We start from the raw sequence: 21,208 nt of genomic DNA, 5'->3' as shown, positions 1-21,208 counted from the left end.
ATCGTGTGCCCATGACCAGGATCCCGCACGAACCGTCCGGTGAACCGAATCCGCTGCAGGTCCTCACCCTCGACCGGCTCCGCGAGCGCACCAGCGCGAAGTGGCGCACCTACCCCGACGACGTGCTGCCCCTGTGGGTGGCCGAGATGGACGTCCCCCTCGCCGAACCGGTCGTCCGGGCGGTGACCGACGCCCTCGCCCTGGGCGACACCGGCTACGCGGCCGGTACCGGTTTCGCCGAGGCGCTGGCCGCGTTCGCCTCCGAGCGGTGGGGCTGGGACGGACTCGCCGTGCCGCGCACGGCCGTGGTGCCCGACGTCATGCAGGGCGTGGTCGAGATGCTCAGGCTGGTCACCGGGCCGGGGGACGCCGTGGTGGTCAATCCGCCCGTCTACCCGCCGTTCTACTCCTTCGTCACGCACCTGGACCGCCGGGTGGTGGAGGCGCCCCTCGGCACCGACGGACGGCTGGACCTGGACGTCCTGGAGGACACCTTCCGGCGGGTCACCGAGGACGGGCGGCAGGCCGCCCACCTGTTGTGCAGTCCCCAGAACCCGACCGGCACCGTGCACACCCGCGAGGAGCTGGCCGCCGTGGCGGCCCTGGCCGAGCGGCACGGGGTGCGGGTCGTCGCCGACGAGGCGCACGCGCCGCTGGTCCTCGGGGACGTGTCGTTCGTGCCGTACCTGAGCGTGCCCGGCGCCGAACGCGGCCTGTCGCTGATGTCGGCCTCCAAGGCGTGGAACCTCGCCGGGATCAGGGCCGCGCTCGCCGTGGCCGGGCCGGCGGCCGCGGACGACCTGGCGCGGCTGCCCGAGGAGGTCGCGGACGGCCCCAACCACCTGGGAGTCATCGCGCAGACCGCCGCCCTCCGGGACGGCACCCCCTGGCTCGACGCCCTGCTCGCGGGGCTGAGGGCCCAGCGGGCCCTGCTGTCCTCGCTCCTCGCCGAGCAGCTGCCCGCGATCGGCCACCGACCCGGTGACGCCACCTACCTGGCCTGGCTGGACTGCCGCGGCCTCGGGCTCGGCGACGACCCGGCGCGGGTCTTCCTGGAGCGGGGCCGGGTCGCCCTCAACCCCGGTCCGGACTTCGGCACGGGCGGCCGGGGGCACGTCCGGCTGAACTTCGCCACCTCGGCCGAGGTGCTCACCCTGGCGGTGCGGGGGATGGCCCGCGCCGTCGCCGGGCCGGCGGGGGAGAGCTGAGCGGGCGCCGCCGGAGGCCTAGACTGCCCGCCATGGACGAAGCGGACCTGGAGCGTCTCGGAGCGGGCACGTACCTGCTGGTCACCAGCTACCGCAGGAACGGCACGCCGGTGGCCACGCCGGTGTGGGTGGTGCGGGACGGCGACGCGCTCGGGGTGTGGACCGCGGCCGACAGCTGGAAGGTGAAGCGGATCAGGGCCCGTGCCGACGTCCTGGTGGGTCCGTGCGACCTGCGGGGCAACCCCACCGGCGAGCAGCTCCCGGCCACCGCCGCCGTCGTGGACGCGGCGACCACCGCCCGCTACCGGCAGCTGATCGCCCGCAAGTACGGCCTCATGGGGCGGCTGACGCTCCTCGGCAGCCGGCTGCGCCGCGGCCTGGGGGGCACCGTCGGGATCCGGGTGACCCCGCCGCACTCCGCCTGACCCGGCCGTCTCCGGCGGCGGGTGTGACGGGCCGCCGGGGCGGCCCGTCACACCGTCAGGTCCAGGCCCGGTAGGGCTCGTCGACCAGCTGGAAGACGGGCTCGCCGCGCACCGGGTCCTTGGCCGTGGACAGCCGCACCCGGTCGCCGCTGTGGATGCCGATGGGCGGGCCCATGACGCGGCCCCGCACGACGAAGCCCTCGGCCATCTCGATGAGGGACACGTTGCGTGCCGCGGGCGTGTTGCGGTGCAGCACGGTGGAATGGCGGACGGTGCCGAGACCCTCGCTCCGTTCCGTCCGCAGGTCGCTGCCCTGGCACACCGGACACAGCAGCCGGTGGTACATGGCGGTGCCGCACCAGGTGCAGCGCTGGAAGAGCATGGCGTCCCGGTCGGGGACCTGGGCCTCGAGCACGCCGGTCGCGATACCGGCCGCCGGCTGAACGACGCTCCCTGAGTGGTGGTACACGCTGTCAACTCCCTGCACTGGGCCGGAAACCGGTGCGCGGTCACCCGGGCACACGGGTGCCCGGGACGCCGTGCCACCGGGCACAGCGACAGAGTATGGCACTCAGTGTCACTCGTAAAGGCACTGCGTACCCTGGATTTTCCGGGAAGGGCGCCCCGCCGCGCCCGCGCCTCAGCCGGGTCCCCGCGCGCTCTCCAGCTCCCGCACCACCCGCCACAGCGGCGCGTCGCGCCGGGCCACCACGACCACCACGTCCTCGGGCAGCGCCCGGGACGGCGCAACCGGAACGGTGCCGAAGGCCTCCCGCACCGGCGTCAGCGCGTGGTCGAGCGCCGCCTCGGCGTCGTCGCGGCCGTCCGAACGCAGCCAGGAGCGCAGGGCGTTGTTGTGCGCGGCGACCACGGCGGCGGCGATCACGTCGGCCCGCAGGGAGCCGTCCGGGTGCCCGGCGAACCGCTCGCGCAGGTACCGGGCCAGCGCCCGCTCGTAGCGCCACACCACCGACAGCTCGTAGGCGCGCAGACCGGGAACCTGCTTGGTGAGCCGGTAGCGCTGCACCGAGAAGGAGGGGTTCTCGGCGTACATCCGCAGCACCAGCCGGGCCGCGTCGCACACCCGCGTGACGGGTTCGGCGTCGCCGGGGCCGGCGTCCAGGAAGGCGGTCATGTCGGCCAGGCAGCGCTCGTGGTCGGGGAAGACCACGTCCTCCTTGGTGGGGAAGTAGCGGAAGAACGACCGCCGTCCGACCCCCGCCAGCGTCACGATGTCGCCCACGGTGGTGCGTTCGTAGCCCTGCTCCGTGAACAACCGGAAGGCCGCCGCGACCAGGGCGTCCCGCATGGGCGGCTGCTCGGTCCTGTCGCCGCGGCCGGCCGCCGCCCCGCTGGAACTCATGCAGGCGAACGTAGCACCCGCAGCGGTGCGCATGGCACTCGGTGCAGGGATCGACGGTACTCGGTGCTGCCCGGTGCCGGGCCGGGGACGGGGCTTCCTATGAGCGGACCACGCCGTTCCCGAGGAGCCCTCCATGCCGTCCGCCCGCGCCCGCCTCCTGTACGTCACCGACCTCGCCTACCCGGCCCGCGGACGCCGCTACTGCGACGAGGACGTCTTCCTCACCTCACGGCTGCGCGAGAGTTTCGACCTCGCCCTGTGCCACCCCCGGGACGCCGCCGCGCTGCTGGACGGCTTCGACGCCGTGGTGACCCGCAACAGCGGCCCCGTGCTCTACCACAGGGACGCCCACGACGCCTTCCGCGCCCGGGCCGGAGCGACCGGCATCCCGGTCTACAACCCGCTCACCGGCCGCGGCGACATGGCGGGCAAGCAGTACCTCCTCGACCTCACCGCCGCCGGCGAGGCGGTGATCCCCACCGTCGACCGGGCCGAGGACCTGCACCGGCTGCCCCGGGCGGAGCGGTACGTGGTCAAGCCCCGGCGGGGCGCCGACTCCGTGGGCCTGCGCGTGGTGAGCGCTGCGGAGGTGCCCGACCTGCTCGACGGCGACCTGCTGGCGCAGCCCCTGGTCGACTTCGCCCACGAGCTCTCGTTCTACTTCGTCGACCACGCCTTCCAGTACGCCCTCTACGCCCCCGACCCCGACCGGCGCTGGCAGCTGGAGCCCTTCCGGCCGGGACCGGACGACCTGGCCTTCGCCCGGCGCTTCGTCGAGTGGAACACCCTCGCCCACGGCATCCAGCGCGTCGACGCCTGCCGCACCCGTGACGGGGAGCTCCTGCTGGTCGAACTGGAGGACCACAACCCCTACCTGTCCCTCGACGCCCTCGACGACGCGGGCCGGGACGCCTTCGTGGCCGCCATGACGGCCTCCCTGCACCGCTTCCTGGACGCGCACGGCTGAACCGCCGCGCCCCGCGCCGCGTATCCCTCCCGTGAGGGCGACCGTGCCCCGCCCCGGCGGAAGGGAGAGCAGCGTGGCGACACCCCCCGGCCCGCGGTCACCGCACGACGGGCCGCCCCTCGAACCCATCCGGGTCCTGCGCCCGCGCCGCACCGACGCCCTCGCCGAACTCTTCCGGGAGTTCGAGCAGGACACCGCCGCGGGCTACGAGGCCGTGTCCGTCCCCCGCGCGGACGCCGAGGCGGAGGCGGAGACCCGGGAACTGCCGCCGGTGCCTCCCGCCGCCGCGGGCCGGGACCGCCTCCGGGCACCCTCCCACAGCCCCGGACAGCGCCGCGCCGCCGTGGTGATCGCCACCGCCGCGGCGGCCGTCCTGGGGTTCGGGGGCGCCGCCCTGCTCCTCGGCGCGAACGGCGACGCGGGGACGGCTCCCGGCGGGGGGACGCCGCCCGCCCGTGCCGCGGCGCCCGCACCCGGCCCGGCGACGAGTGCTCCGCCGGCGCCCGCCCCGGCCGCCCCCGGTGTGCTGCGCGAGGGCGACTCGGGCCCGGAGGTGAGCGAACTGCAGCAGCGGCTGCTGCGCATCCCCGACGTCTACCGGGACGGCGCGACCGACGGCCGTTACGACACCGCCCTGACGGCGGCCGTCGCCCGCTTCCAGCTCTGGTACGGCATCCGGGGCGACGAGAGCGGCGTCTACGGCGACGACACCCGCCTGGCCCTGGAGTCCCGCACTCCCGCCGTGGCCGGGTGACCCGGGTCCTGCCGGCCGGCCGCGGGGCGGGCGGCCCGCCGCGCCCTCACTCCTCCTTCTTGGGGACGCGGATGTCCAGGACGCACACGTCGTCGCGGCGGTCGTCGCCCGCCAGCATCGTCTCCAGCAGCGTGTGCAGGGATCCGGGCTCCTCGTCCGGATGGCTCGTCACGGCCTCCGCGAGCCGCTCCAGGCCCTGGTCGATGTTCTCCGGGGGGCGCTCCACCAGGCCGTCCGTGTACAGCAGCAGCCGGTCGCCCGGCTCCAGCACGCACTCGGCCTCCTCGAAGTGCGGGGCGGGCGTCGCGCCGAGCAGCATGCCCGGCGGGCGGCGCAGATAGGTCACGCCCCCGTCGCGCAGCAGCAGCGGCGGCGTGTGACCGGCCTGCGCCCAGACGAGCCGCCGTTCCGCGGGCCGGTAGCGGGCCAGCACCATGGTCGCGGTGGCCCGGCTCTCGCGGGAGTGCAGCAGCAGGGTGTTGAGCCGCCCGAGCGCACCGGTCAGGGAGGAGCCGGTGATGACCATGCCCTTCGCGGTGAACCGCAGCTGGGCCATGGTGGCGACGGCGTCGACGCCGTGCCCCGCGACGTCTCCCACCACGAACAGGGCGTCGCCGTCGGGCAGTTCGATGGCGCTGAACCAGTCGCCGCCGACGTGGATGTTGGTCTGGGCGGGCAGGTAGGCGACCTGCACCCGCAGCCCGGCCGGGTGCACCGGATGCCCGGGGAGCGGCAGCAGGGCGTGCTGCAGCCGGGCCACCAGCGCCCGCTCGGTGCGCAGGACGTCGTGCTGGGTGAGGATCTCCCGTTCGCTCTCCACCAGGGCCAGTTCGGCGCGGCGCCGCGCGGTGAGGTCCTGGATGAACCCGTGCACGTCGACCGGTCTGCCGTGGACGTCGGCCAGCGCCTCCGCGACCAGCCGCAGGTGCCGCGTGCCGCGCTCGGTGCGGACCCGGAACAGCACGTCGAAGGGCCGGCCCGCGCTGAGCATGTCCCGTACGGCGCACTCCAGGGCCGGGCGGTCCTCGGGCACCGCCAGCGTCGGCACGTCGGTGAGCGGGAACGGGCCGAGCGCGGGGGCGCGGTCGAGAATGGTGAAGGCCTGGGACGACCAGGAGGCCTCCCCGGTGCTCAGGTTCCAGTTGGCCCAGCCGAGGTTCCCCAGCCGCTGGAGCTCGGCGAGCCGCTGCTCCTGCCGGTCGGACGGAGCGTGCCGGACCCAGATGACGACCAGCGACTCCTCCAGCGGAGTCACCCGCACGGAGTACGTCGCCATCTCCCGGGCGCCGTCCACCGTCTCCTCGTGCGCGAACGGCTCGCCCTCGTGGCGTTCGCCGGTGGCCAGGGTGGCCAGACAGCACTGCCAGAGCGGTTCGTCCGCCACCCCGGGACGGTACGCGCGCAGTCGCCGCCCCACCGGCTCGTCCCCGGCGCCCCCCAGGAAGGCGCCCGCCTGGGCGGTCGCGGCCTCGATGCGGAAGTCCTCCGTCTCCCCGGAGGACGTGCGCAGCGGGGTGAGCAGCATCGCCGCGACCGGCAGCGCCTCGAACAGGGAGCCGACGGGGTCGGCCGACGCCGCGGCGGAGCGCCGGGCGGGCGCGGTGAACGCGTGCAGGGGGCGGGCGCACAGCCGGGCGATCTCGAGCAGGTGGGCCCGGTCGCCGGGGGAGAACGGCCGTTCCCCGGTGCGCAGGACGCCGAGGCACACGTCCGTGCCCTCACCGGGCACCGGCAGCCAGGCCCGCGACCGCCATCGCTCCGGCGGTTCGCCGATCAGCAGGTACCGCTTGCTGTCCTCGGCGAAGTCCTCCAGCCAGCGCGGTTCACCGCTGCGCAGGGCGTGCAGCGGGACGAGTCCGTTGAACGGCGGGAGCTGCCGCCACCGGACGGCCTCCCGGGCGTCGAGGCCGGCGTGGCCGACCAGGTCCAGGCCGCCGTCGGGCCGGCGGGCGTAGACCACCACCGCGTCGGCGCCCTGCGAGGCCGTGAGGTGCTCGAGCACGCTCCGTGCGAGGTCCTGCGGGGTGAGGGCGTGGGCGAGCGCCAGGGCGAGCCGACCGAGGCCGTCGTCGGAGCCGTCCGCGCTGCCGTCACCGGCGTGGGACGGGACCGGGCCGTCGTCCCGGACCGGGGCCGCGGTCCGCTCCGACGCGCCCAGGGTGAGCAGGCACTCCTCCAGCAGGGTGTGCCGGGCCGTGACCGAGCGCCGCAGGAGAGTGTCCCCGGCGGCTTCGGCGGAGCACCCCGTCAGGGCCATCACGACCCCCTTGGCGCGCTCCACGACGGCCGCGGTCGCCGCCTGCTCGTGCAGCCGGTCGAGTTCGGCGCGCTGCTGGGCCACGACCCGGGCCATGTGGGCCAGACCGGGAACGCCTCCCTGTTCCGCCGGGGTAACACGATCGCTCTTCACTTGTTGAGCATCGCACACGAAAGGTTATTCGAAGACCGGCTTCCGACCGGCCGGGACCGGGGGCCCCACGGACCCGCGCCCGGGCCCCGCGGCGGCCGGCCGCGGACCAGGCGCTCAGCGGCCCGCGTCCACCAGGGCCCGGGTCACCGCCCGGACGCTGCGCGCGATGTGCTGCAACTGCATCACCTCGGCGGCGTACAGCTTGATGGTGTGCTCGATGACACCCTCGTGCAGGCCCAGCCGGGGAAGATCGGCCCGTGCGGTCTGCAGGGCGGTCCGGGCGACCCGGATCTCGTGCTCGACCTGTATCTGCGCGTGCCGGGCGAGCAGCACGGGCTGCCGGAGGAACGCGGGATAGCTCGCGTAGCGCGCCGGTACGAGCTCGCGCAGCCACTTGGTGGCCGAGCGCTCCCAGTCGTAGCTGCCGGGGGTCTTGACCTGGCAGGGCCAGTCCGGGCCGAGGCGCGTGGAGGTCACGGTCATGGTCATCGCTTCCGGTGGTGCGGCGTCGCTGGGGTGGACGACGGGATGGGGCGGCCCCGGTCTAGGGGATGACCGGAGCCGCCACGGTGGCCGGGCAAGGGGACGCCCGGCCGAACACCGTGACCGCCGGAGCGGGTAGGACCCGGCGGTTGCGGTGTTCGTTCTGGGGCCCGGTCGGTGCCTGTGCCGTCCGCGGCGCGCGGTGTGTGCGGCGCGCGGGCGGACCGTCGGCTTCCGGGCGGAGCGGGTGGTGCGGTGGTGCGGCGTGGAGCCGGTGGTGCCGGTGGTGCGGGTGAAGCTGTCGGAGATACCGGTGGTGCTGGAAGTGGCAGGTGCTCCTGGTGGGTGTGGTGCGAAGCGGTCGGATCGCGTCCTGAGCGGTGGTCCGCGATCCGTGAGCAGTATTTATATATGCCATCTGGTTTGCAAGACGTATGAAAACATTCATGCGTGCTTCGATCGCGGGACGGCTGCTCGCCCGTGACCGTACGGCCACGCGGAGAGGGGCCGACGCGGCCGGGAGCCGGGCGCTCCGTCACGGCGGCACGCGTCGGGGTGACCCGCCGCCGTCCGGTCTCCGGGCCGGGGAGGGGGTGTTCCGGACCCGGCGCGGGCCTCAGTCCCGCAGGAAGAACTGGAGCTGGTCCGCCACCTGTTCGTACTCCTCCAGCCGCGCCTGGGAGCGCTCCGGGTCGGCGTCCGTCATCGCCTGGAGCAGGGCCGCGCACATCACGCCCGGCGCCGCGTAGGAGTCGAAGACCAGGCGGGAGCCGGTTCCCGTGGCGAGGGTGACATCGGCCTCGTCCGCCAGCGGGCCGAGCGCCAGGTCGGTGATCAGGGCGACCTTCAGCCCGGCCTCCCGCGCCACCTTCACCGCCGTCAGCGTCTCGTGCGCGTGCCGGGGCATCGAGAACGCCAGGACCCAGGTGCCGCCCGCCTCACGCGACTGCAGCAACGCGTCGTAGGCGACGCTGCCGCCGCGGGTCACCAGCCGCACGTCCGGGTGGATGCGGCGGGCGGCGTAGGCGAAGTACTCGGCCAGGGAGACGGAGATGCGCAGGCCGAGCACGGTCAGCGGCGCGGACGCGGCGAGGTCGCGGCCCACCTCGATGACCCGGTCGGCGTCCGCGAAGTCCCGCCGCAGGTTCTCCAGGTTCTCGATCTCCGCGTCGACCGCCGCCTGCAGTTCGTTGCCGCGGTTCTCCTCCGTGGCCTGGCCGCCGGCGAGGGGGCCGAGGGCGATCGACTGCAGTTTCTCCCGCAGCGCCGGATAGCCGCTGAAGCCGACCGCGGACGCGAACCGGGTCACGGAGGGCTGGCTCACCCCGACACGGTCCGCGAGGTCGGTGATCGACAGGAAGGCCGCCTCGTTGATGTGGTCGATCAGGTACTGGGCGATACGCCGCTGCCCGGGGGAGAGCCGGGGCCGGTCGAAGAGCGTGCGCAGCCGGGACGTCGGGGACACGTCCGTCTCCTGCGCCGCCCTGCCCGAGGTGATCGCGGATGCCTGTGCGCGTGCCTGCTGCGGCGATGGCACGTGTCCGCCTCCTTCGTCTTCCACGAGAGTTCAACATAGCTCACGCACCGTTGTGGCCGGCGGTGCTCACCGGACCCGCGGGGATAGCCCGGCGACCCCGGGGAACCCGCCCTCCCAGCGACAACCACCCACCCACGACACGAGGAGAGCGACGGAGATGACCGTCCCCGAGGAGAACCGGCCCAAGACCCACGACACCGACGAGACGCTCGGCCGTGCCGACACGGAGAACGGGAGCCACGACCAGGGGGCCACCGGCCGCACGATGCGCGAGGCCCTCGAAGAGGCCGACGTGCGCCCCGACGACTTCGACGACAACCAGGACCGGTGACGTTGCGGCGAGGTGCAGGCGATGAGCACGCTGCGTGCGTGGGAGAAGGCCCTGGAGACCCGGTGGGAGGCGCTGCGGGCACGGATCTCCGACCGCGGGCCGGTGGAACTCGTCGACGCCCTGCGGCGTGAGTGCGACAGCCACGCCGTGGTGTGCGCGGAGGGGCGGGTGATGGTCCCCAACGCCTACGACGTGGAACTGTCCGCCCCGGTGCACGAGGAACTCACCCGCCGGGGCAGCCGGGTGGGGCAGGCCCTGACCGACAGTCTGGCCCGGCACGCGGCCCGCAAGGGGTACGAGTGGGCGGGCCCGCTCGCCGTCCACGTCGGCCGGTCCGGCGACGTGCCCAACGGCCGCTACCGGGTGGCGAGCACCGTGATGCCCCACGTCAGCGCGGAGGGGTTCGGCAGAGCGAGCCGCTGAGGCCCGGGCGGGCGCAGGCGCCCGCCGCGCCCGCCGAGGGCGGGGGCGCCGCCGGCCCCCGTAGGTCCCGGGGCGGTGCACAGGGCGGGGGCGGTCCGGTCCGGCACCACGAGGCCGGACCGGACCGCCCCCGCCCCGCCGCGACGCGTCTTTCCCACCGCCGTACCCGGACCACTCACCGCCGTACTCGGACCACCGCTTCAGCCGTGCGTCGGCCCGTCCCCGGGCCCCGGCAGCGCCGACGCGGGGAGCACCAGGTCGGCCCGGTGGCGCGTGCGTGCCACCCGTTCGGCGTTGCGCTCGTCCGAGCGCCGCACCCAGGCCACCGCCTCGTCGTACGGCTTGCCGAACTCCACGTGCCGGGCGACCAGGCGCCGGAACCGGTCCTCCTCGTCCGGCGCGCAGAACCACACCTCGTCCAGCAGCGCCCGCACCCGCCGCCAGGGGCCCTCGTCGCACAGCAGGTAGTTCCCCTCGGTGACCACCAGGCGGGCCGTCGGCGGCACCGGGACGGCTCCGGCGAGCGGCTGCTCCAGCACCCGTTCGAAGGCGGGCGCGTACACGACCTCGTCCTCCGGCTGCTCGCGCAGCCGCTTGAGCAGGGCCGCGTACCCGGCGGCGTCGAAGGTGTCGGGCGCCCCCTTGCGGTCCCGGCGGCCGAGCCGTTCCAGCTCGGCGTCGGCGAGATGGAAGCCGTCCATCGGCACGTGGGCGGCCCAGTCCTGCCCGCCGGTGCCGTTCAGCCCCCGCACCAGCAGCTCGGCCAGCGTGGACTTGCCCGCACCGGGGCTGCCCGCGATGCCGAGGATCGCGCGCCGGCCGTCGCGGGGCAGGCTCCGGGCGCGGCGCAGGAGGTCGTCGAAGGTCGGTGCCACACGGCAGAGTGTGGCAGCACACCCCCGGTGTGCGCCGGTCACCGCCCCCGGCTGCCCCGCAGGGCACAGTGTCCCGTATGACGGACACGGGTCTGCCCGCCACCATCCGCGCCTGCCTCTTCGACCTCGACGGCGTCGTCACCGCGACGGCCGTGGTCCACGCGGCCGCCTGGAAGGAGATGTTCGACGCCTTCCTGCGCGACCGCGACGGGGAGAACTTCCGCCCCTTCACGTCCCTCGACTACGAGAACCACGTCGACGGCCGGCCCCGGGCCGACGGCGTCCGGACCTTCCTCGCCTCCCGCGGCATCGACCTGCCGGAGGGGGACCCGGACGACCCGCCCGGTGCCCGCACCGTGCACGGCCTCGGCAACCGTAAGAACGTCGCGCTGCTGCGCAGGATCCGCACCGACGGCGTCGAGACGTACGACGGCACCCTGCGCTACCTCCGCATCGTCCGCGCCCGCGGGCTGGGCACCGCGATCGTCTCCTCCAGCGCCAACTGCCGTGACGTGCTGCGCGCGATCGGCGCCGAGGACCTCTTCGACGTACGGGTCGACGCCGGGACCGCCGCCGCGCGGGGGCTGGCCGGCAAGCCCGCGCCGGACACCTTCCTCGCCGCCGCCCGCGACCTCGGCGTCGCACCGGCGCGGGCGGCCGTGTTCGAGGACGCGCTGGCCGGGATGGAGGCGGGCCGGGCGGGCGGCTTCGGGTTCGTCGTCGGCGTGGACCGCACCGGCCACCGCGACGCCCTGTACGCGCACGGCGCCGACCGCGTCGTCACCGACGTCGCCGAACTCCTGGACCCCACGCCCTGACACCGCGTCGCCCGCGGCCGGCGGCCGGGCCCCGTGCGGTTCCCCGTCCGGCGGCGGGGCGGACGTCGATACGGAACCCTTCCGCGGCACGAGGGACGGCGGGCCGGAACACCACCGGACGGCGCGGGCGGGCTCCGGGCAGGGCCCCGGCGCCCTTCCTCACGAGTGCCCGCCCGCCGTGTCCTGCCCGGCGAGCCCCGCACCCCGAGGTTAGTTTGACCATGATGCCCGGATCCCCCACGGCCGGTGCGCGCCTGCCGGCGGCCGCGGGACCCGGTACGGACGACCGCGCGGAAACGGGGACCGACGATGGCCGACGGCACCGCTGACCTGCTCCTCGGCAAGCGGCGGCACGACCGCTCCGCCACCGCCCGGCGGCCCCGGCGGGGCGCGGGGACCGGACCACTGGCCGCCGTCGCCGCCGTGTTCACCGTCGCGCAGCTGCTCCTGGTGCGGCCGGTGCTGGGCCTCGGCTGGGACGAGATCGTCTACGTCAGCCAGGTCACCTCCCACCACCCGGCCGCCTTCTTCAGCGCCCCGCGCTCGCGCGGCGTCTCCCTGCTCGTCGCACCGGTCGCCTCCTGGTCCTCCTCGACGGTGCTGCTGCGCGTCTACCTGGCCGTGCTGTCCGGCCTGGCCCTGTACGGGGCGCTGCGCGTCTGGCGCGGTCTGTTCCCCACCCGGGTGCTGGTGGCCGGCGGCGTGTTCTTCGCCTCCCTGTGGATCACCCTCTTCTACGGCCCGCAGGCCATGCCGAACTACTGGGTCGCCATCGGCGCGCTGGTGACCGTCGGCTGCTTCCTGCGCCGTCATGAGGACCCGTCCGCCCGGCTCGCGCTGTGGGGCGTCGCCGGCGGGGCGGCGCTCATGGCGCTCATGCGGCCCACCGACGCCGTCTGGGTCAGTGTCCCCCTGGTCGTCCTCGCCCTGGCCCGGCGGCACGGGCGGCTCCTGCTCGTCCTCGCCGCCGGGCTCCTCGCCGGCGCCGCCGACTGGATCGTGGCGGCCTTCGTCTCCTACGGCGGACTGGGGGAGCGGCTCGCCGAGGCGTCCCGCATCCAGGGCGGGCTCGGCTGGCAGATCGCGGTCGACGACCAGGTGCGCAGCCTGGGCGGACGCGCGCTGTGCCGCCCCTGCACCGGATCCATGCCGCACCCGGTGATCACCCTGTGGTGGTTCGTCCTGCCGCTGCTCGCGCTCCTCGCCCTCCACGTGGCGGTGCGGGCCGGACAGGTCACCCGCACCCTGCTCCCACTGGCCTGCGCGACCACGGCCGCCGTCCCCTACCTGTTCATGATCGGTTACGCGGCGCCCCGCTTCCTCCAGCCCTCCTACGCCCTGCTGGCATTCCCGGTCGCCGCCGCGCTGTGGCACCTGGCCGAGCGGCCCGGCGGCGGATGGCGGCCCGTCCTGGCGCCCCTGGTCGCCCTGTGCGTGGCCGGGCACCTCGCCGTCCAGCTGACCGTGCTGGTGTTCACCGCCGACCGGAACATCGACAGCCGGCGGGAGTGGACCCGCACGGCCGGGGAACTGCACCGGCTCGGTGTCGCCCCGCCCTGTCTCCTCACCGGCCACGAGGCCATCCCGATCGGGTACTACACGGGCTGTTCCTCCGGCGCGACCGCCGGCAACAACGCGAACACCACCGTCGGGGCGATCCTGCGCACCGCCGAGCGGATCCCCGTCGCCACCGTCGTCGCCCCCGGCGGCACCGCGCCCGCGTACGCCCGGTCCTGGCCCGAGCACCGCATCGGCGACCTGAGGTTCCGTGTCGCGCCGCCCCCGAAGGACGGACCGGGGGACGAGCCGGGCTCCGGCGGGGTTAGAGATCGCGTCACGGGAAACGCGGATCGGACACCCGGGACGACATGAGCCGACAGAGCGCGACAGGGAGGACCGCATGGGCACCGAACCGATGGCGGACGACGCCTACCAGCCCACCGGAAGCAACGAGCAGCAGGAGGACGCCGCCCCCCTGGACATGCAGGACGCGGTCGACGAGCGCACCTACGACGACATGCTCGACGAGGGTTACTCCCCGCCGGAGAAGCCGCTGGGAGTGACCAAGCACGGCACCACCGCCGCCGAGCAGAACGAGGGGGAGACCCTCGACCAGCGGCTGGCCCAGGAAGTGCCGGAGGTGTCCGCACCCGTCGGGGACGGCGTGGGCGACCTGCCCGGGGGCGAGGGCGAGCCCGTCGACCCGGAGACGGGCGCCGACCGGGCCGGGCGCCTGGTCGCCCCGGACGAGGGCCTGCGCCCCGACCGGACGAAGGAGACCGTCGCCGACGACGTGGGCATCGACGGCGGGGCCGCGGGGGCCGAGGAGGCCGCCATGCACGTCGTCGAGGACGACGAGTTGCTGCCGGAGGACCGGGAGGCCCCCTGACACCCGGCCGGCCAGGACCGGGTGACTCCCGCCCCGTGGACGAGGCCGCCGCCGGCCCGGTGCACGTACCGGGCCGGCGGCGGCCTCGTCCACGTGGCCCCTCCGCGTCCGCGAACCGTCACCGTCGGCCGGCGGCCCCGGTACTGAGGCCCCTCGGCGCACCGGCCTCCCGGCCGTACTCCCGGCTTCTCGCTCTCCCGCCGTCTCGGGGGCCGGGGGTCAGGGTGCGGGGGTCGGAGGTCGGAGGTCGGAGGGCGCAGGTCGGGGAAGTCTCCGTCGGGTGGCGGTCCCGTCGGCGTGCCCCGGTCGTGCCCCGGTCGTGTGCCTGCCCCGGGGCGTCGCGGTGGGTCCCGGCGCGCCGTGGAGCGGTCGCGGGGGTGGGGCGCCGTGCCGCCGTGGGACGGCAGAATGCCGCGGCCCGGGAGGCCCGGGCCGCGGCGACCGGAGTTCAGGGGAGCAGCTTGTCCAGGGCGGCGGGGCCCTCCTCGGCCAGCTTGCGCCTGGCCCATTCGAGACTCTCCGGCGTGAGGTCCTTGCCGGACGCGAGTACCACGTCCTCCGGCGACACGTCGGTGCCGGTGCGGGCGTGCAGCAGGTTGTCGGGGGTGGTGCCGCCCTCGGGCGGCCGGGACGCGCCGGGCTGCGACGCGTCGGGCTGGGACGTCGACATCTTGGGGCTCCTCGGGTCCGGATCGCTGTAGCGGCCCCGGTGCGGTCATCGGGTCCGCCCCCACCATTCGACGCGCGGGCCCGGCGTGCATCCGGAGCACGCGGGCCCGCGCGGGGGAGGGCCGCTCCTTGGCTGCCGGAGTACCTTCCCGCGCGTCCGGGAAACCTGCCCGGGGGGTCCGGGCCGGCCCCGCACGGCCGGCCGTCCGCCCGTTCGGACGCCCACCGATGTCGCCGCGCCGGACCCGAGGTGAAGGTGGACTCACATGTCCCTGCGAACGACAGGAGCCTTCCCATGCGCATACGTCTGATCACCGCGGCCGGCCTGGCGAGCGTGGCCCTGCTGGCATCCGCCGGCACGGCCGTCGCCGACGACGGTCCGGAGACGGTCGGCGTCGCGTCCAACAGCCCGGGCGTCCTCTCCGGAAACGTCATCCAGATTCCGGTCGACCTGGACGTCAACGCCTGCGGCAACTCGATCAACGTGGGCGGTCTGCTGAACCCGGCGTTCGGCAACACCTGCGTCAACGGCTGACCCGGGTCCCGTCGCACGGCTCACCGGCGCCCCGCCGCTCCCCCCGCTCACCGCGGGAGCGGCGGGGCGCCGTCCGCGTCCGCGCCGCCGCCGGGCCCGCCGCCCCCGCCGGACGGCCCCTCCCGCCGGCCCCGGCGCAGCCCGTCCGGCGCGTCCTGCTCCTCCCGCAGGTCCCGCCCGTCCCGCCCGTCCCGCCCCTTGCGCCCGCCCTGGTCGTCCCGACCCTCGGGACCGCCGGGCAGGACGGGGGCCAGCACGAGCATCGTGACGTCGTCGTCGACGTCGGGGGAGTGCCGCAGGAGGTCCGCCCACACCCGCCCTGCCAGGCCGGCCGGATCGCCGTCGGCGAACCGCGTCAGCCGCTCGGCCAGCGGATAGAACGCGCCCTGGGCGTCGCGCGCCTCGAACACCCCGTCGGAGGCGAGGAACAGACGGTCGCCGTGCCGCAGCCGCACCACCGTCCCACCGGGCATCCCGGGTTCCGCCAGCCCGATACCGAGCGGCAGGCACGGCTCGACCTCCAGCTCCACCGCCCGCCCGTCCCGCAACAGGAACGGCCCCGGCTGCCCGCAGGCCACCAGCCGCACCGACCGCGCGTCGGCGGCGAAGTCCAGCAGGACCGCGGTGGCGAACAGCTCGGCGTGCGGGTCGCCGGCCGCGTCCACCCTCAGCCGCCGGTCCAGCCGGGCCGCCACCGATTCCGGGTCCGGCTCGTCCAGCACCGCCTCCCGGAACGCGCCCAGCAGGGACGCCACCGTGGCCACCGCCGACAGCCCGTGGCCCTGCACGTCCCCCATGACCGCCCGCACCCCGTGCGGTCCGGCGCGGACGTCGAAGAAGTCGCCGCCGACCAGCGTCCCGCGCTGCGCGGCCCGGTACAGGCCCGAGCAGCGCACCGTGCCCACCCGGTCGGGCAGCGCCGGCATGACCGCGCGCTGGGCGGCGCGGGCCACGGCCCGTTCGGTGACCAGCTGGGCGTCCCGGCGGCTGCGGACGAACGACAGCAGCACGCTCAGCACCGCGACGAACGTTACGGTCAGCAGGTCGGTGCTGCCCGGCGCGTCGAGGTTGAACGCCGGCACGCTCAGCACCAGCAGCGTCAGGGCGCCCAGCACGGCGGTGGCGAGGGGACCGTGCGCCAGCACGGCGAGCGGGGGCACGGCCCCGAGCACGAAGCCGATGTCGAGCGGTTCGGTGCTGACCGCGGTCGTCACGCACACCGCCGCGAGCAGGACGACCGGCACCAGCCGGGCCCAGCCCGGCGGCGGTGCTCCGTGCAGATACCCCGTCCGGTCCCGGCGGGCCGTCCCGACGCGCAGTCCGCTCACAGGACCACGCTGCTACGCCGGGCGGGACCCCGCACGCCGGACGGTGCGCCGGCCCGGCGTGCCTCGCCCCGTCCTGCCCCGCCCGCGACGGGGGCGGGGCAGGACGCCGGCCGGGCGGACGCCCCCGGTACGGCGGGTCGGGGCACCCGGCCGGCGTCGCGGAGCCGGGGCGGTCAGAACCGCGTCAGGGTGAGCCGGAGGCCGGTCGGGGCGGTGTCCTGGATGTACGAGGCGAAGTCGGCCACGTCGTCGAAGGCGAAGCCGTACGCCCTGCCGTCCTCGGTGGCCGCGTGCACGGCCTTGGAGTAGTGGTTCGTCAGGTCGGTCCGGTAGAAGTCGGACGGGTCCGTGGTCGGCTGGTCGGGGTGGCTGAGCAGCGTGGAGCGGTTGAAGCCGGCCCCCAGCACGGCGGCGACCGGTCCGGTCGTGCCGTCGTTGGGCGCGGCGAGCGCCCCGTCGCAGAAGAGCACGTCCCGGGTGGACGGCCGGCCGAACGATACCTGGGCCGGCCCGTCGAAGGTGAACCGGTCGCCGCGCACCCGGCCGGTGAACGTGCCCGCGTTGGTGGTGACCTTCAGGTCCCGCCCGGTGTAGGTGCTCCACACCTCGTCGATGTAGGGGGCCAGGTAGTCCTTGTCGAACAGACCGGCGTCCAGGCCGTGGCCGGGGGCGATGATCCGGGTGTCGTCCACGACGAGCCGCGAGAACCCCTCCAGCCCGCGGACGGCGTCGAACGCGGCGGCCCGCCCGCCGTCCCGCACGGTGCCCGTCGTCTGGTCCTCGGCGCCGGTCAGCCTCAGGCTCAGGGGCACGCTGAACATGTCGACCATCGTCGTGTTGCAGAACATGCCGGCCGCGTTGTAGGTGAACTCCGCGCAGTCGTGCAGGACTCCGTAGTTGGGGTCGGACTCGACCCACCCGGCCGGGTACTGCAGGGCCGCGTTGCCGTCGCCGTCGGCCACCGCCTTGAACTTCAGCCTGCCGCCGAGGGCGACGTAGATCCGGCCGGACATGTGGGGGAGGGAGAGCCGGGTCTCGCCGCTGCCGGCCAGGTCGATCGCGTAGTCGGTGAAGCCGTCGGGGCCGTTGTCCGACAGGGAGACCGGGGCGAGGGTGCCCTCGGGGGTGAGGCGCACCTGGCGGCCGTCCTGGTTGCCGACGACGTAGAGGCGCACGCTCGCGTTGTCGAAGGAGCCGGTGTCGTTGACGATCGTCAGCGGCAGGGCGTCGGCGGCCGTCCGGTCGGCGGGGCCCTCGGCGAGCGCGTGCGGAGCGAGGGCGGCGACGGCGGGCGCGGCCACCGCAGCGCCGCCGAGCGCGAAGAGCACCTTGCGACGGCCGAGGGGGCGCTGGTGTCGGGGAGTCATGTGGGGGGTCTCCTGGAGGGTCGCGGGTCGCTGAGCGCGCCGGCCGACGTGGGGGGTGGCCGGGTCCGGATCCGCACCCGTTCAGAGAGCGCTCTCAGGACGGCCGTCGGTACCGGCGCGCGGCCCTGATGGTACGGACCGCGGCCGGCTCCGCCAACGGGTCCGACTTGTCCCCCGACCGCCGTTGACCTGGGCGTTCCCTGTGCGGGGCGGCGCTCGGCACGATTGTTTAACCGCTCCTTAAGGGTGGCTTAAGGCGGTGCCGTGCCGGGCGCCTCCAGGACGTGTCAGCGGCCGGCGGCGAGCAGGTCCTCCGCCGAGGCGAGGATCTCCGTGACGCGCAGCGCGAACGCGGCGTCGCAGGGGTGCGGCCGGCCGGTGTCCGCGGCGGCGAGCAGGGCGTCCGCGGCCCGGGTCAGGGCCGCCACCTCACCCTGTGTGGCCTCCGGCAGCCGGGTGACGCCGGTGGTGCCCCGCAGTTCGACGGTCGTTCCGGCGGCGGCGGGCGGAACGGTCAGGCTCAGCGTCGCGGTGCTCGAGGCGCCGCCGTCGTGCTCCAGCACCAGGTGCACGGTGTCGCCGGGGCCCGGAACCGCCGCCACCACCCGGCGGGCGTCCCCGAGGACCGGCAGCAGGACGGAAAGGGCGTGCGGGCCGACGTCCCAGAGCGCCCCCTTGTCCTGGCGCCAGGGTGATGCCGCGAAGGGGTTGCCGTCGACGGTGAACACCGCGCCGAGCCACTCCGCGCGGCCGGTGAACCAGCCGCCCGCCTTCTCCTGCTCGGCGATCCACGCCGCGGGCTCCGGCTGGAAGCGGGTGGTGAAGAAGACCACCGAGGCCACCCCGGCCCGGTCGGCCGCCTCGACCACCGCCCGCCCCTCGGCCACGGTCGGCGCCAGCGGCTTGTCCAGCAGCAGGTGGCAGCCCGCCCGCGCGGCGCGGACCGCCAGCTCCGCCTGCACGTCCGGGGGGAGCGCGACGGCGACCGCGTCCACGTCGGCGAGCAGCGCGTCGACGTCCGCGTAGGCGCGGGTGCCGTGCTGTCCGGCCAGTTCCTCGGCGGCCTCGGGGCGGCGGCCCCAGACACCGGTGAACTCCAGCTCCGCGTGTTCGCTGAGCGCGGGAGCGTGGGCCAGCCGGGCCCAGGGGCCGGTACCGAGCAGTCCGATGCGCATGGCGTCACCTCTCGACGTGGGGAATCACCCTCCGGCGGGGCGGGCCCGCCGGGGGTTCGCGCCCGAGCGTGCCACACGCCCCGGACGGCGGGGACCGGGGCCCCGCGGGCCCGGGGACTCAGCTCTGGACGATGTCGACCATCCAGGGAACGCCGAAACGGTCCGTACACATGCCGAACACGTCGCCCCACATCTGCCGCTCCAGCGGCACCGTCACGGAGCCGTCGCCGGACAGCTTCTCCCAGTAGCCCCGCAGCTCGCTCTCGTCGTCACCGCTCAGGCTCACCGCGTAGCTGCTCCCCGGGGCGTACTCCGTCCCGGGCGGGGTGTCGGCGCCCATCAGGGTCAGACCACCGGGGCTCTCCAGCATGCCGTGCATGATCTTGTCCGCGTGCGGGGCGTCGGTCTGCCCGAACTCGCCGAACGTGCTGAGCCGCAGCTCCCCGCCGAAGACCTCCCGGTAGAACTCCATGGCCTGCCGGGCGTCGCCGTCGAAGCTCAGATACGGGTTGAGGCGTGAGGTCATCGGAACCTCCCGGAAAGGGGTGGAAGGTGCTCTTTCGCGCAGCGTATCGCGGGGGTCCGACAACCGCCCCGGGGTGGCGCGGAGGCCGGCAGTCCCGGGCGTCGCCGGGCGGACGCGCCGGCCCGTCGGGTCCGGTCGCCCGGCGAACGGTTCAGGTCATCTGTGACCCGTTGAGTAAAAGAAGTGAATGCTTCCGCCGGGTCCGGGCATACGCACCGAAAACGAGAGAGGGGCGCTTCGTGCTCGAACCGGACCCGAAGGTCGTCAGGGAACTGCTCACGCGGTACGCGACGCTGCGGATCGCGCAGGCGGAGAGGTACTCGCCGGTCGCGGCGCGGGAACTGGAGGACGTCAGCTACACGCTCTGCGTGATGACGGGAACGCCCGGCATCCGGGACGCCATCGCGCGGGCGGACGCCCTCCTCGCGCGGAAGTCCGTGCCGGCCGGCCGGACCGCGCGCACCGAGGGCGAGAGCGGTCTGTCCCTGGCGGTCTGACCGCGCGGGCGCCGGCCGCCGCAGCGCGCGGGGCCGCGCGACGGAGCCCGGTGGGCACACGGATGCGTACCGTGTCCCCACCGGGCTCCGTGCTGTCCGCCCCCCGGTTCAGGTGACCCGGGAACCCTGCGGACCGGCCCCCTGGAACGCCGCGCGGTACCCGTGCGGCGTGGTCCCCACCACCTTGCGGAACCGTTCCCGGAAGGCCGTCGGCGACCCGAAGCCGGCCTGCCCCGCGATCCGTTCCACGGTGTGGTCGCTGTTCTCCAGCAGGTACTGGGCGCGCCGCACCCGGGCCCGCAGCAGCCACTGCACCGGGGTGGTGCCCGTCTGCTCCCGGAACCGGCGGCTGAACGTGCGTTCGCTCATCCCCGCCCGGGCCGCCATGGCACCCAGCGTGATCTCCCGCGCCAGGTTGTCCTCGATCCACTCCAGGACCGGCTCCAGATCCGAGCCGCGGGGCACCGGCGGATGTTCGTGGACGATGAACTGGGCCTGGCCGCCCTCCCGTTCCAGTGGCATGACCGACATCCGGGCGGCGTTCGCCGCCACCGCGGACCCCAGGTCCCGGCGGATCATGTGCAGGCACATGTCCAGCGCGGCGGCGGCACCCGCCGAGGTCAGGATGGTGCCGTTGTCGACGTACAGCACGTCCGGCCGCACGTCGACGAGGGGGAACTCCCGCGCCAGCTGCTCGGCCGCCACCCAGTGCGTCGTCGCGCGCAGTCCGTCCAGCAGCCCGGCCCGGGCGAGCACGAACGCGCCCACGCACACCGAGGCGATCCGCGTCCCGCTCTCCGCCGCCCCGCGCAGCGCCTCCAGGACGGCCGGGGAAGGGGGCGGGCCGTCGGCGACGCCCGGGACGATCACCGTGTCGGCGTCCGCCAGGGCCTCCAGCCCCCGGTCCACCCGCAGGGTGAACCCGCCGTCGGCGGGCACCTCGGGCGCCGGGGCGCACAGGCGCACCCGGTAGGCCGGGCGGCCGTCCGGCAGCCGGGTCCAGTCGAAGACCTGCATCGGGGCCGCCATGTCGAAGGGGATGACGCCCGGGAGCGCGAGGACCGCAACGGAGTGCATGGCGCCACGATAGACGGGTTCCCGCCAGCAGCCGGAACTGGGGTGCGGTGG

General features: G+C 75.1%; 22 protein-coding genes and 1 pseudogene. 11 read left to right on the top strand and 12 right to left on the bottom strand.

Features of this window, described 5'->3' with window-relative positions; genetic code table 11:
* The first annotated feature begins 11 nt into the window (after positions 1–11).
* Both ACSU53_RS01295 and ACSU53_RS01290 read left to right on the top strand, forming a co-directional pair.
* Positions 12–1,208, top strand: coding sequence for a MalY/PatB family protein (locus tag ACSU53_RS01295; RefSeq protein ID WP_437024354.1), 1,197 nt, complete (start codon positions 12–14; stop codon positions 1,206–1,208).
* 32 nt (positions 1,209–1,240) lie between these two features.
* Positions 1,241–1,633 carry a PPOX class F420-dependent oxidoreductase gene (locus tag ACSU53_RS01290; protein ID WP_437024353.1) on the top strand — a complete coding sequence of 131 codons (393 nt, stop codon included), beginning with the start codon at positions 1,241–1,243 and terminating at the stop codon, positions 1,631–1,633.
* Positions 1,634–1,688: 55 nt separating this feature from the next.
* Here the strand turns inward: ACSU53_RS01290 and ACSU53_RS01285 are convergent, their stop codons facing one another.
* Positions 1,689–2,102, bottom strand: a complete 414-nt coding sequence (locus tag ACSU53_RS01285; RefSeq protein ID WP_437024352.1) for a Zn-ribbon domain-containing OB-fold protein — start codon at positions 2,100–2,102, stop codon at positions 1,689–1,691.
* A gap of 171 nt (positions 2,103–2,273) precedes the next feature.
* A complete protein-coding gene (locus ACSU53_RS01280) occupies positions 2,274–2,996 on the bottom strand; it encodes a TetR family transcriptional regulator (RefSeq protein ID WP_437024351.1) in 723 nt (240 codons plus the stop codon).
* Between the two features lie 133 nt (positions 2,997–3,129).
* On the opposite strand from ACSU53_RS01280, the gene ACSU53_RS01275 reads away from it, so the two are divergent.
* Positions 3,130–3,963, top strand: a complete 834-nt coding sequence (locus ACSU53_RS01275; protein WP_437024350.1) for a hypothetical protein — start codon at positions 3,130–3,132, stop codon at positions 3,961–3,963.
* Positions 3,964–4,036: 73 nt separating this feature from the next.
* Positions 4,037–4,717, top strand: coding sequence for a peptidoglycan-binding domain-containing protein (locus ACSU53_RS01270; RefSeq protein WP_437024349.1), 681 nt, complete (start codon positions 4,037–4,039; stop codon positions 4,715–4,717).
* A gap of 46 nt (positions 4,718–4,763) precedes the next feature.
* On the opposite strand, the gene ACSU53_RS01265 is transcribed toward ACSU53_RS01270, so the two are convergent.
* The 3 genes from ACSU53_RS01265 to ACSU53_RS01255 all read right to left on the bottom strand — a co-directional run bounded on the left by ACSU53_RS01265 (position 4,764) and on the right by ACSU53_RS01255 (position 9,147).
* Positions 4,764–7,070 (bottom strand): SpoIIE family protein phosphatase, encoded by a 2,307-nt coding sequence (locus tag ACSU53_RS01265; protein WP_437032965.1) that lies wholly within the window; start codon positions 7,068–7,070, stop codon positions 4,764–4,766.
* 171 nt (positions 7,071–7,241) lie between these two features.
* Positions 7,242–7,616 (bottom strand): hypothetical protein, encoded by a 375-nt coding sequence (locus ACSU53_RS01260; RefSeq protein WP_362097055.1) that lies wholly within the window; start codon positions 7,614–7,616, stop codon positions 7,242–7,244.
* Positions 7,617–8,226: 610 nt separating this feature from the next.
* Positions 8,227–9,147 carry a MurR/RpiR family transcriptional regulator gene (locus ACSU53_RS01255; RefSeq protein WP_437024348.1) on the bottom strand — a complete coding sequence of 307 codons (921 nt, stop codon included), beginning with the start codon at positions 9,145–9,147 and terminating at the stop codon, positions 8,227–8,229.
* Between the two features lie 157 nt (positions 9,148–9,304).
* On the opposite strand from ACSU53_RS01255, the gene ACSU53_RS01250 reads away from it, so the two are divergent.
* Complete coding sequence (locus ACSU53_RS01250) at positions 9,305–9,478, top strand: hypothetical protein (RefSeq protein WP_437024347.1); 174 nt, start codon at positions 9,305–9,307, stop codon at positions 9,476–9,478.
* Positions 9,479–9,499: 21 nt separating this feature from the next.
* A complete protein-coding gene (locus ACSU53_RS01245; RefSeq protein WP_437024346.1) occupies positions 9,500–9,901 on the top strand; it encodes a DUF3662 domain-containing protein in 402 nt (133 codons plus the stop codon).
* Between the two features lie 200 nt (positions 9,902–10,101).
* Here the strand turns inward: ACSU53_RS01245 and ACSU53_RS01240 are convergent, their stop codons facing one another.
* Complete coding sequence (locus tag ACSU53_RS01240; RefSeq protein WP_437024345.1) at positions 10,102–10,776, bottom strand: nucleoside/nucleotide kinase family protein; 675 nt, start codon at positions 10,774–10,776, stop codon at positions 10,102–10,104.
* A gap of 77 nt (positions 10,777–10,853) precedes the next feature.
* Here ACSU53_RS01240 and ACSU53_RS01235 point away from each other — a divergent pair, with 77 nt between their 5' ends.
* From ACSU53_RS01235 to ACSU53_RS01225, 3 genes are all read left to right on the top strand, one after another.
* A complete protein-coding gene (locus tag ACSU53_RS01235; protein WP_437024344.1) occupies positions 10,854–11,594 on the top strand; it encodes an HAD family hydrolase in 741 nt (246 codons plus the stop codon).
* Between the two features lie 309 nt (positions 11,595–11,903).
* The gene (locus ACSU53_RS01230) at positions 11,904–13,466 is read left to right on the top strand and encodes a hypothetical protein (RefSeq protein WP_437024343.1); all 1,563 of its coding nucleotides are present in this window, start codon (positions 11,904–11,906) and stop codon (positions 13,464–13,466) included.
* 28 nt (positions 13,467–13,494) lie between these two features.
* The gene (locus ACSU53_RS01225) at positions 13,495–13,983 is read left to right on the top strand and encodes a DUF5709 domain-containing protein (protein ID WP_437024342.1); all 489 of its coding nucleotides are present in this window, start codon (positions 13,495–13,497) and stop codon (positions 13,981–13,983) included.
* A gap of 448 nt (positions 13,984–14,431) precedes the next feature.
* Here the strand turns inward: ACSU53_RS01225 and ACSU53_RS01220 are convergent, their stop codons facing one another.
* The gene (locus ACSU53_RS01220; protein WP_437024341.1) at positions 14,432–14,653 is read right to left on the bottom strand and encodes a hypothetical protein; all 222 of its coding nucleotides are present in this window, start codon (positions 14,651–14,653) and stop codon (positions 14,432–14,434) included.
* Positions 14,654–14,947: 294 nt separating this feature from the next.
* Between ACSU53_RS01220 and ACSU53_RS01215 the strand changes: the two genes are divergently transcribed.
* Positions 14,948–15,187: a chaplin gene (locus ACSU53_RS01215; RefSeq protein WP_437024340.1), complete on the top strand. Its 240-nt coding sequence runs from the start codon at positions 14,948–14,950 to the stop codon at positions 15,185–15,187.
* A 236-nt stretch (positions 15,188–15,423) separates the two neighbouring features.
* Here ACSU53_RS01215 and ACSU53_RS01210 read toward each other — a convergent pair.
* From ACSU53_RS01210 to ACSU53_RS01195, 4 genes and pseudogenes are all read right to left on the bottom strand, one after another.
* Positions 15,424–16,506, bottom strand: a pseudogene (locus tag ACSU53_RS01210) (PP2C family protein-serine/threonine phosphatase); the annotation flags it as partial.
* A gap of 182 nt (positions 16,507–16,688) precedes the next feature.
* The gene (locus ACSU53_RS01205; RefSeq protein ID WP_437024339.1) at positions 16,689–17,882 is read right to left on the bottom strand and encodes a glycoside hydrolase family 64 protein; all 1,194 of its coding nucleotides are present in this window, start codon (positions 17,880–17,882) and stop codon (positions 16,689–16,691) included.
* Positions 17,883–18,169: 287 nt separating this feature from the next.
* On the bottom strand, positions 18,170–19,057 hold the full coding sequence (locus ACSU53_RS01200; RefSeq protein ID WP_437024338.1) for a Gfo/Idh/MocA family protein: 888 nt from the start codon (positions 19,055–19,057) through the stop codon (positions 18,170–18,172).
* Positions 19,058–19,175: 118 nt separating this feature from the next.
* On the bottom strand, positions 19,176–19,583 hold the full coding sequence (locus ACSU53_RS01195; RefSeq protein ID WP_437024337.1) for a VOC family protein: 408 nt from the start codon (positions 19,581–19,583) through the stop codon (positions 19,176–19,178).
* A 239-nt stretch (positions 19,584–19,822) separates the two neighbouring features.
* Between ACSU53_RS01195 and ACSU53_RS01190 the strand changes: the two genes are divergently transcribed.
* On the top strand, positions 19,823–20,080 hold the full coding sequence (locus tag ACSU53_RS01190) for a DUF5133 domain-containing protein (RefSeq protein WP_437024336.1): 258 nt from the start codon (positions 19,823–19,825) through the stop codon (positions 20,078–20,080).
* A 108-nt stretch (positions 20,081–20,188) separates the two neighbouring features.
* On the opposite strand, the gene ACSU53_RS01185 is transcribed toward ACSU53_RS01190, so the two are convergent.
* Positions 20,189–21,157: a GlxA family transcriptional regulator gene (locus ACSU53_RS01185; RefSeq protein WP_437024335.1), complete on the bottom strand. Its 969-nt coding sequence runs from the start codon at positions 21,155–21,157 to the stop codon at positions 20,189–20,191.
* Positions 21,158–21,208 lie beyond the last annotated feature (51 nt).

Source organism: Streptomyces sp. enrichment culture (genome assembly GCF_964273255.1).
In the GTDB taxonomy this organism is placed as follows: Bacteria; Actinomycetota; Actinomycetes; order Streptomycetales; family Streptomycetaceae; genus Streptomyces.
The sequence above is the reverse complement of the archived record's forward strand: the minus strand, read 5'-3'. Positions and strand labels throughout refer to the sequence as shown.

What these genes read in the sequence shown, in the direction of transcription:
- ACSU53_RS01265 (WP_437032965.1), bottom strand. Translation starts at nt 7,070, where the DNA reads ATGGCCCGGGTCGTGGCCCAGCAGCGCGCCGAACTCGACCGGCTGCAC.
- ACSU53_RS01205 (WP_437024339.1), bottom strand. Translation starts at nt 17,882, where the DNA reads ATGACTCCCCGACACCAGCGCCCCCTCGGCCGTCGCAAGGTGCTCTTC.
- ACSU53_RS01250 (WP_437024347.1), top strand. Translation starts at nt 9,305, where the DNA reads ATGACCGTCCCCGAGGAGAACCGGCCCAAGACCCACGACACCGACGAG.
- ACSU53_RS01185 (WP_437024335.1), bottom strand. Translation starts at nt 21,157, where the DNA reads ATGCACTCCGTTGCGGTCCTCGCGCTCCCGGGCGTCATCCCCTTCGAC.
- ACSU53_RS01260 (WP_362097055.1), bottom strand. Translation starts at nt 7,616, where the DNA reads ATGACCATGACCGTGACCTCCACGCGCCTCGGCCCGGACTGGCCCTGC.
- ACSU53_RS01230 (WP_437024343.1), top strand. Translation starts at nt 11,904, where the DNA reads ATGGCCGACGGCACCGCTGACCTGCTCCTCGGCAAGCGGCGGCACGAC.
- ACSU53_RS01200 (WP_437024338.1), bottom strand. Translation starts at nt 19,057, where the DNA reads ATGCGCATCGGACTGCTCGGTACCGGCCCCTGGGCCCGGCTGGCCCAC.
- ACSU53_RS01215 (WP_437024340.1), top strand. Translation starts at nt 14,948, where the DNA reads ATGCGCATACGTCTGATCACCGCGGCCGGCCTGGCGAGCGTGGCCCTG.
- ACSU53_RS01245 (WP_437024346.1), top strand. Translation starts at nt 9,500, where the DNA reads ATGAGCACGCTGCGTGCGTGGGAGAAGGCCCTGGAGACCCGGTGGGAG.
- ACSU53_RS01290 (WP_437024353.1), top strand. Translation starts at nt 1,241, where the DNA reads ATGGACGAAGCGGACCTGGAGCGTCTCGGAGCGGGCACGTACCTGCTG.
- ACSU53_RS01280 (WP_437024351.1), bottom strand. Translation starts at nt 2,996, where the DNA reads ATGAGTTCCAGCGGGGCGGCGGCCGGCCGCGGCGACAGGACCGAGCAG.
- ACSU53_RS01225 (WP_437024342.1), top strand. Translation starts at nt 13,495, where the DNA reads ATGGGCACCGAACCGATGGCGGACGACGCCTACCAGCCCACCGGAAGC.
- ACSU53_RS01275 (WP_437024350.1), top strand. Translation starts at nt 3,130, where the DNA reads ATGCCGTCCGCCCGCGCCCGCCTCCTGTACGTCACCGACCTCGCCTAC.
- ACSU53_RS01235 (WP_437024344.1), top strand. Translation starts at nt 10,854, where the DNA reads ATGACGGACACGGGTCTGCCCGCCACCATCCGCGCCTGCCTCTTCGAC.
- ACSU53_RS01220 (WP_437024341.1), bottom strand. Translation starts at nt 14,653, where the DNA reads ATGTCGACGTCCCAGCCCGACGCGTCGCAGCCCGGCGCGTCCCGGCCG.
- ACSU53_RS01295 (WP_437024354.1), top strand. Translation starts at nt 12, where the DNA reads ATGACCAGGATCCCGCACGAACCGTCCGGTGAACCGAATCCGCTGCAG.
- ACSU53_RS01195 (WP_437024337.1), bottom strand. Translation starts at nt 19,583, where the DNA reads ATGACCTCACGCCTCAACCCGTATCTGAGCTTCGACGGCGACGCCCGG.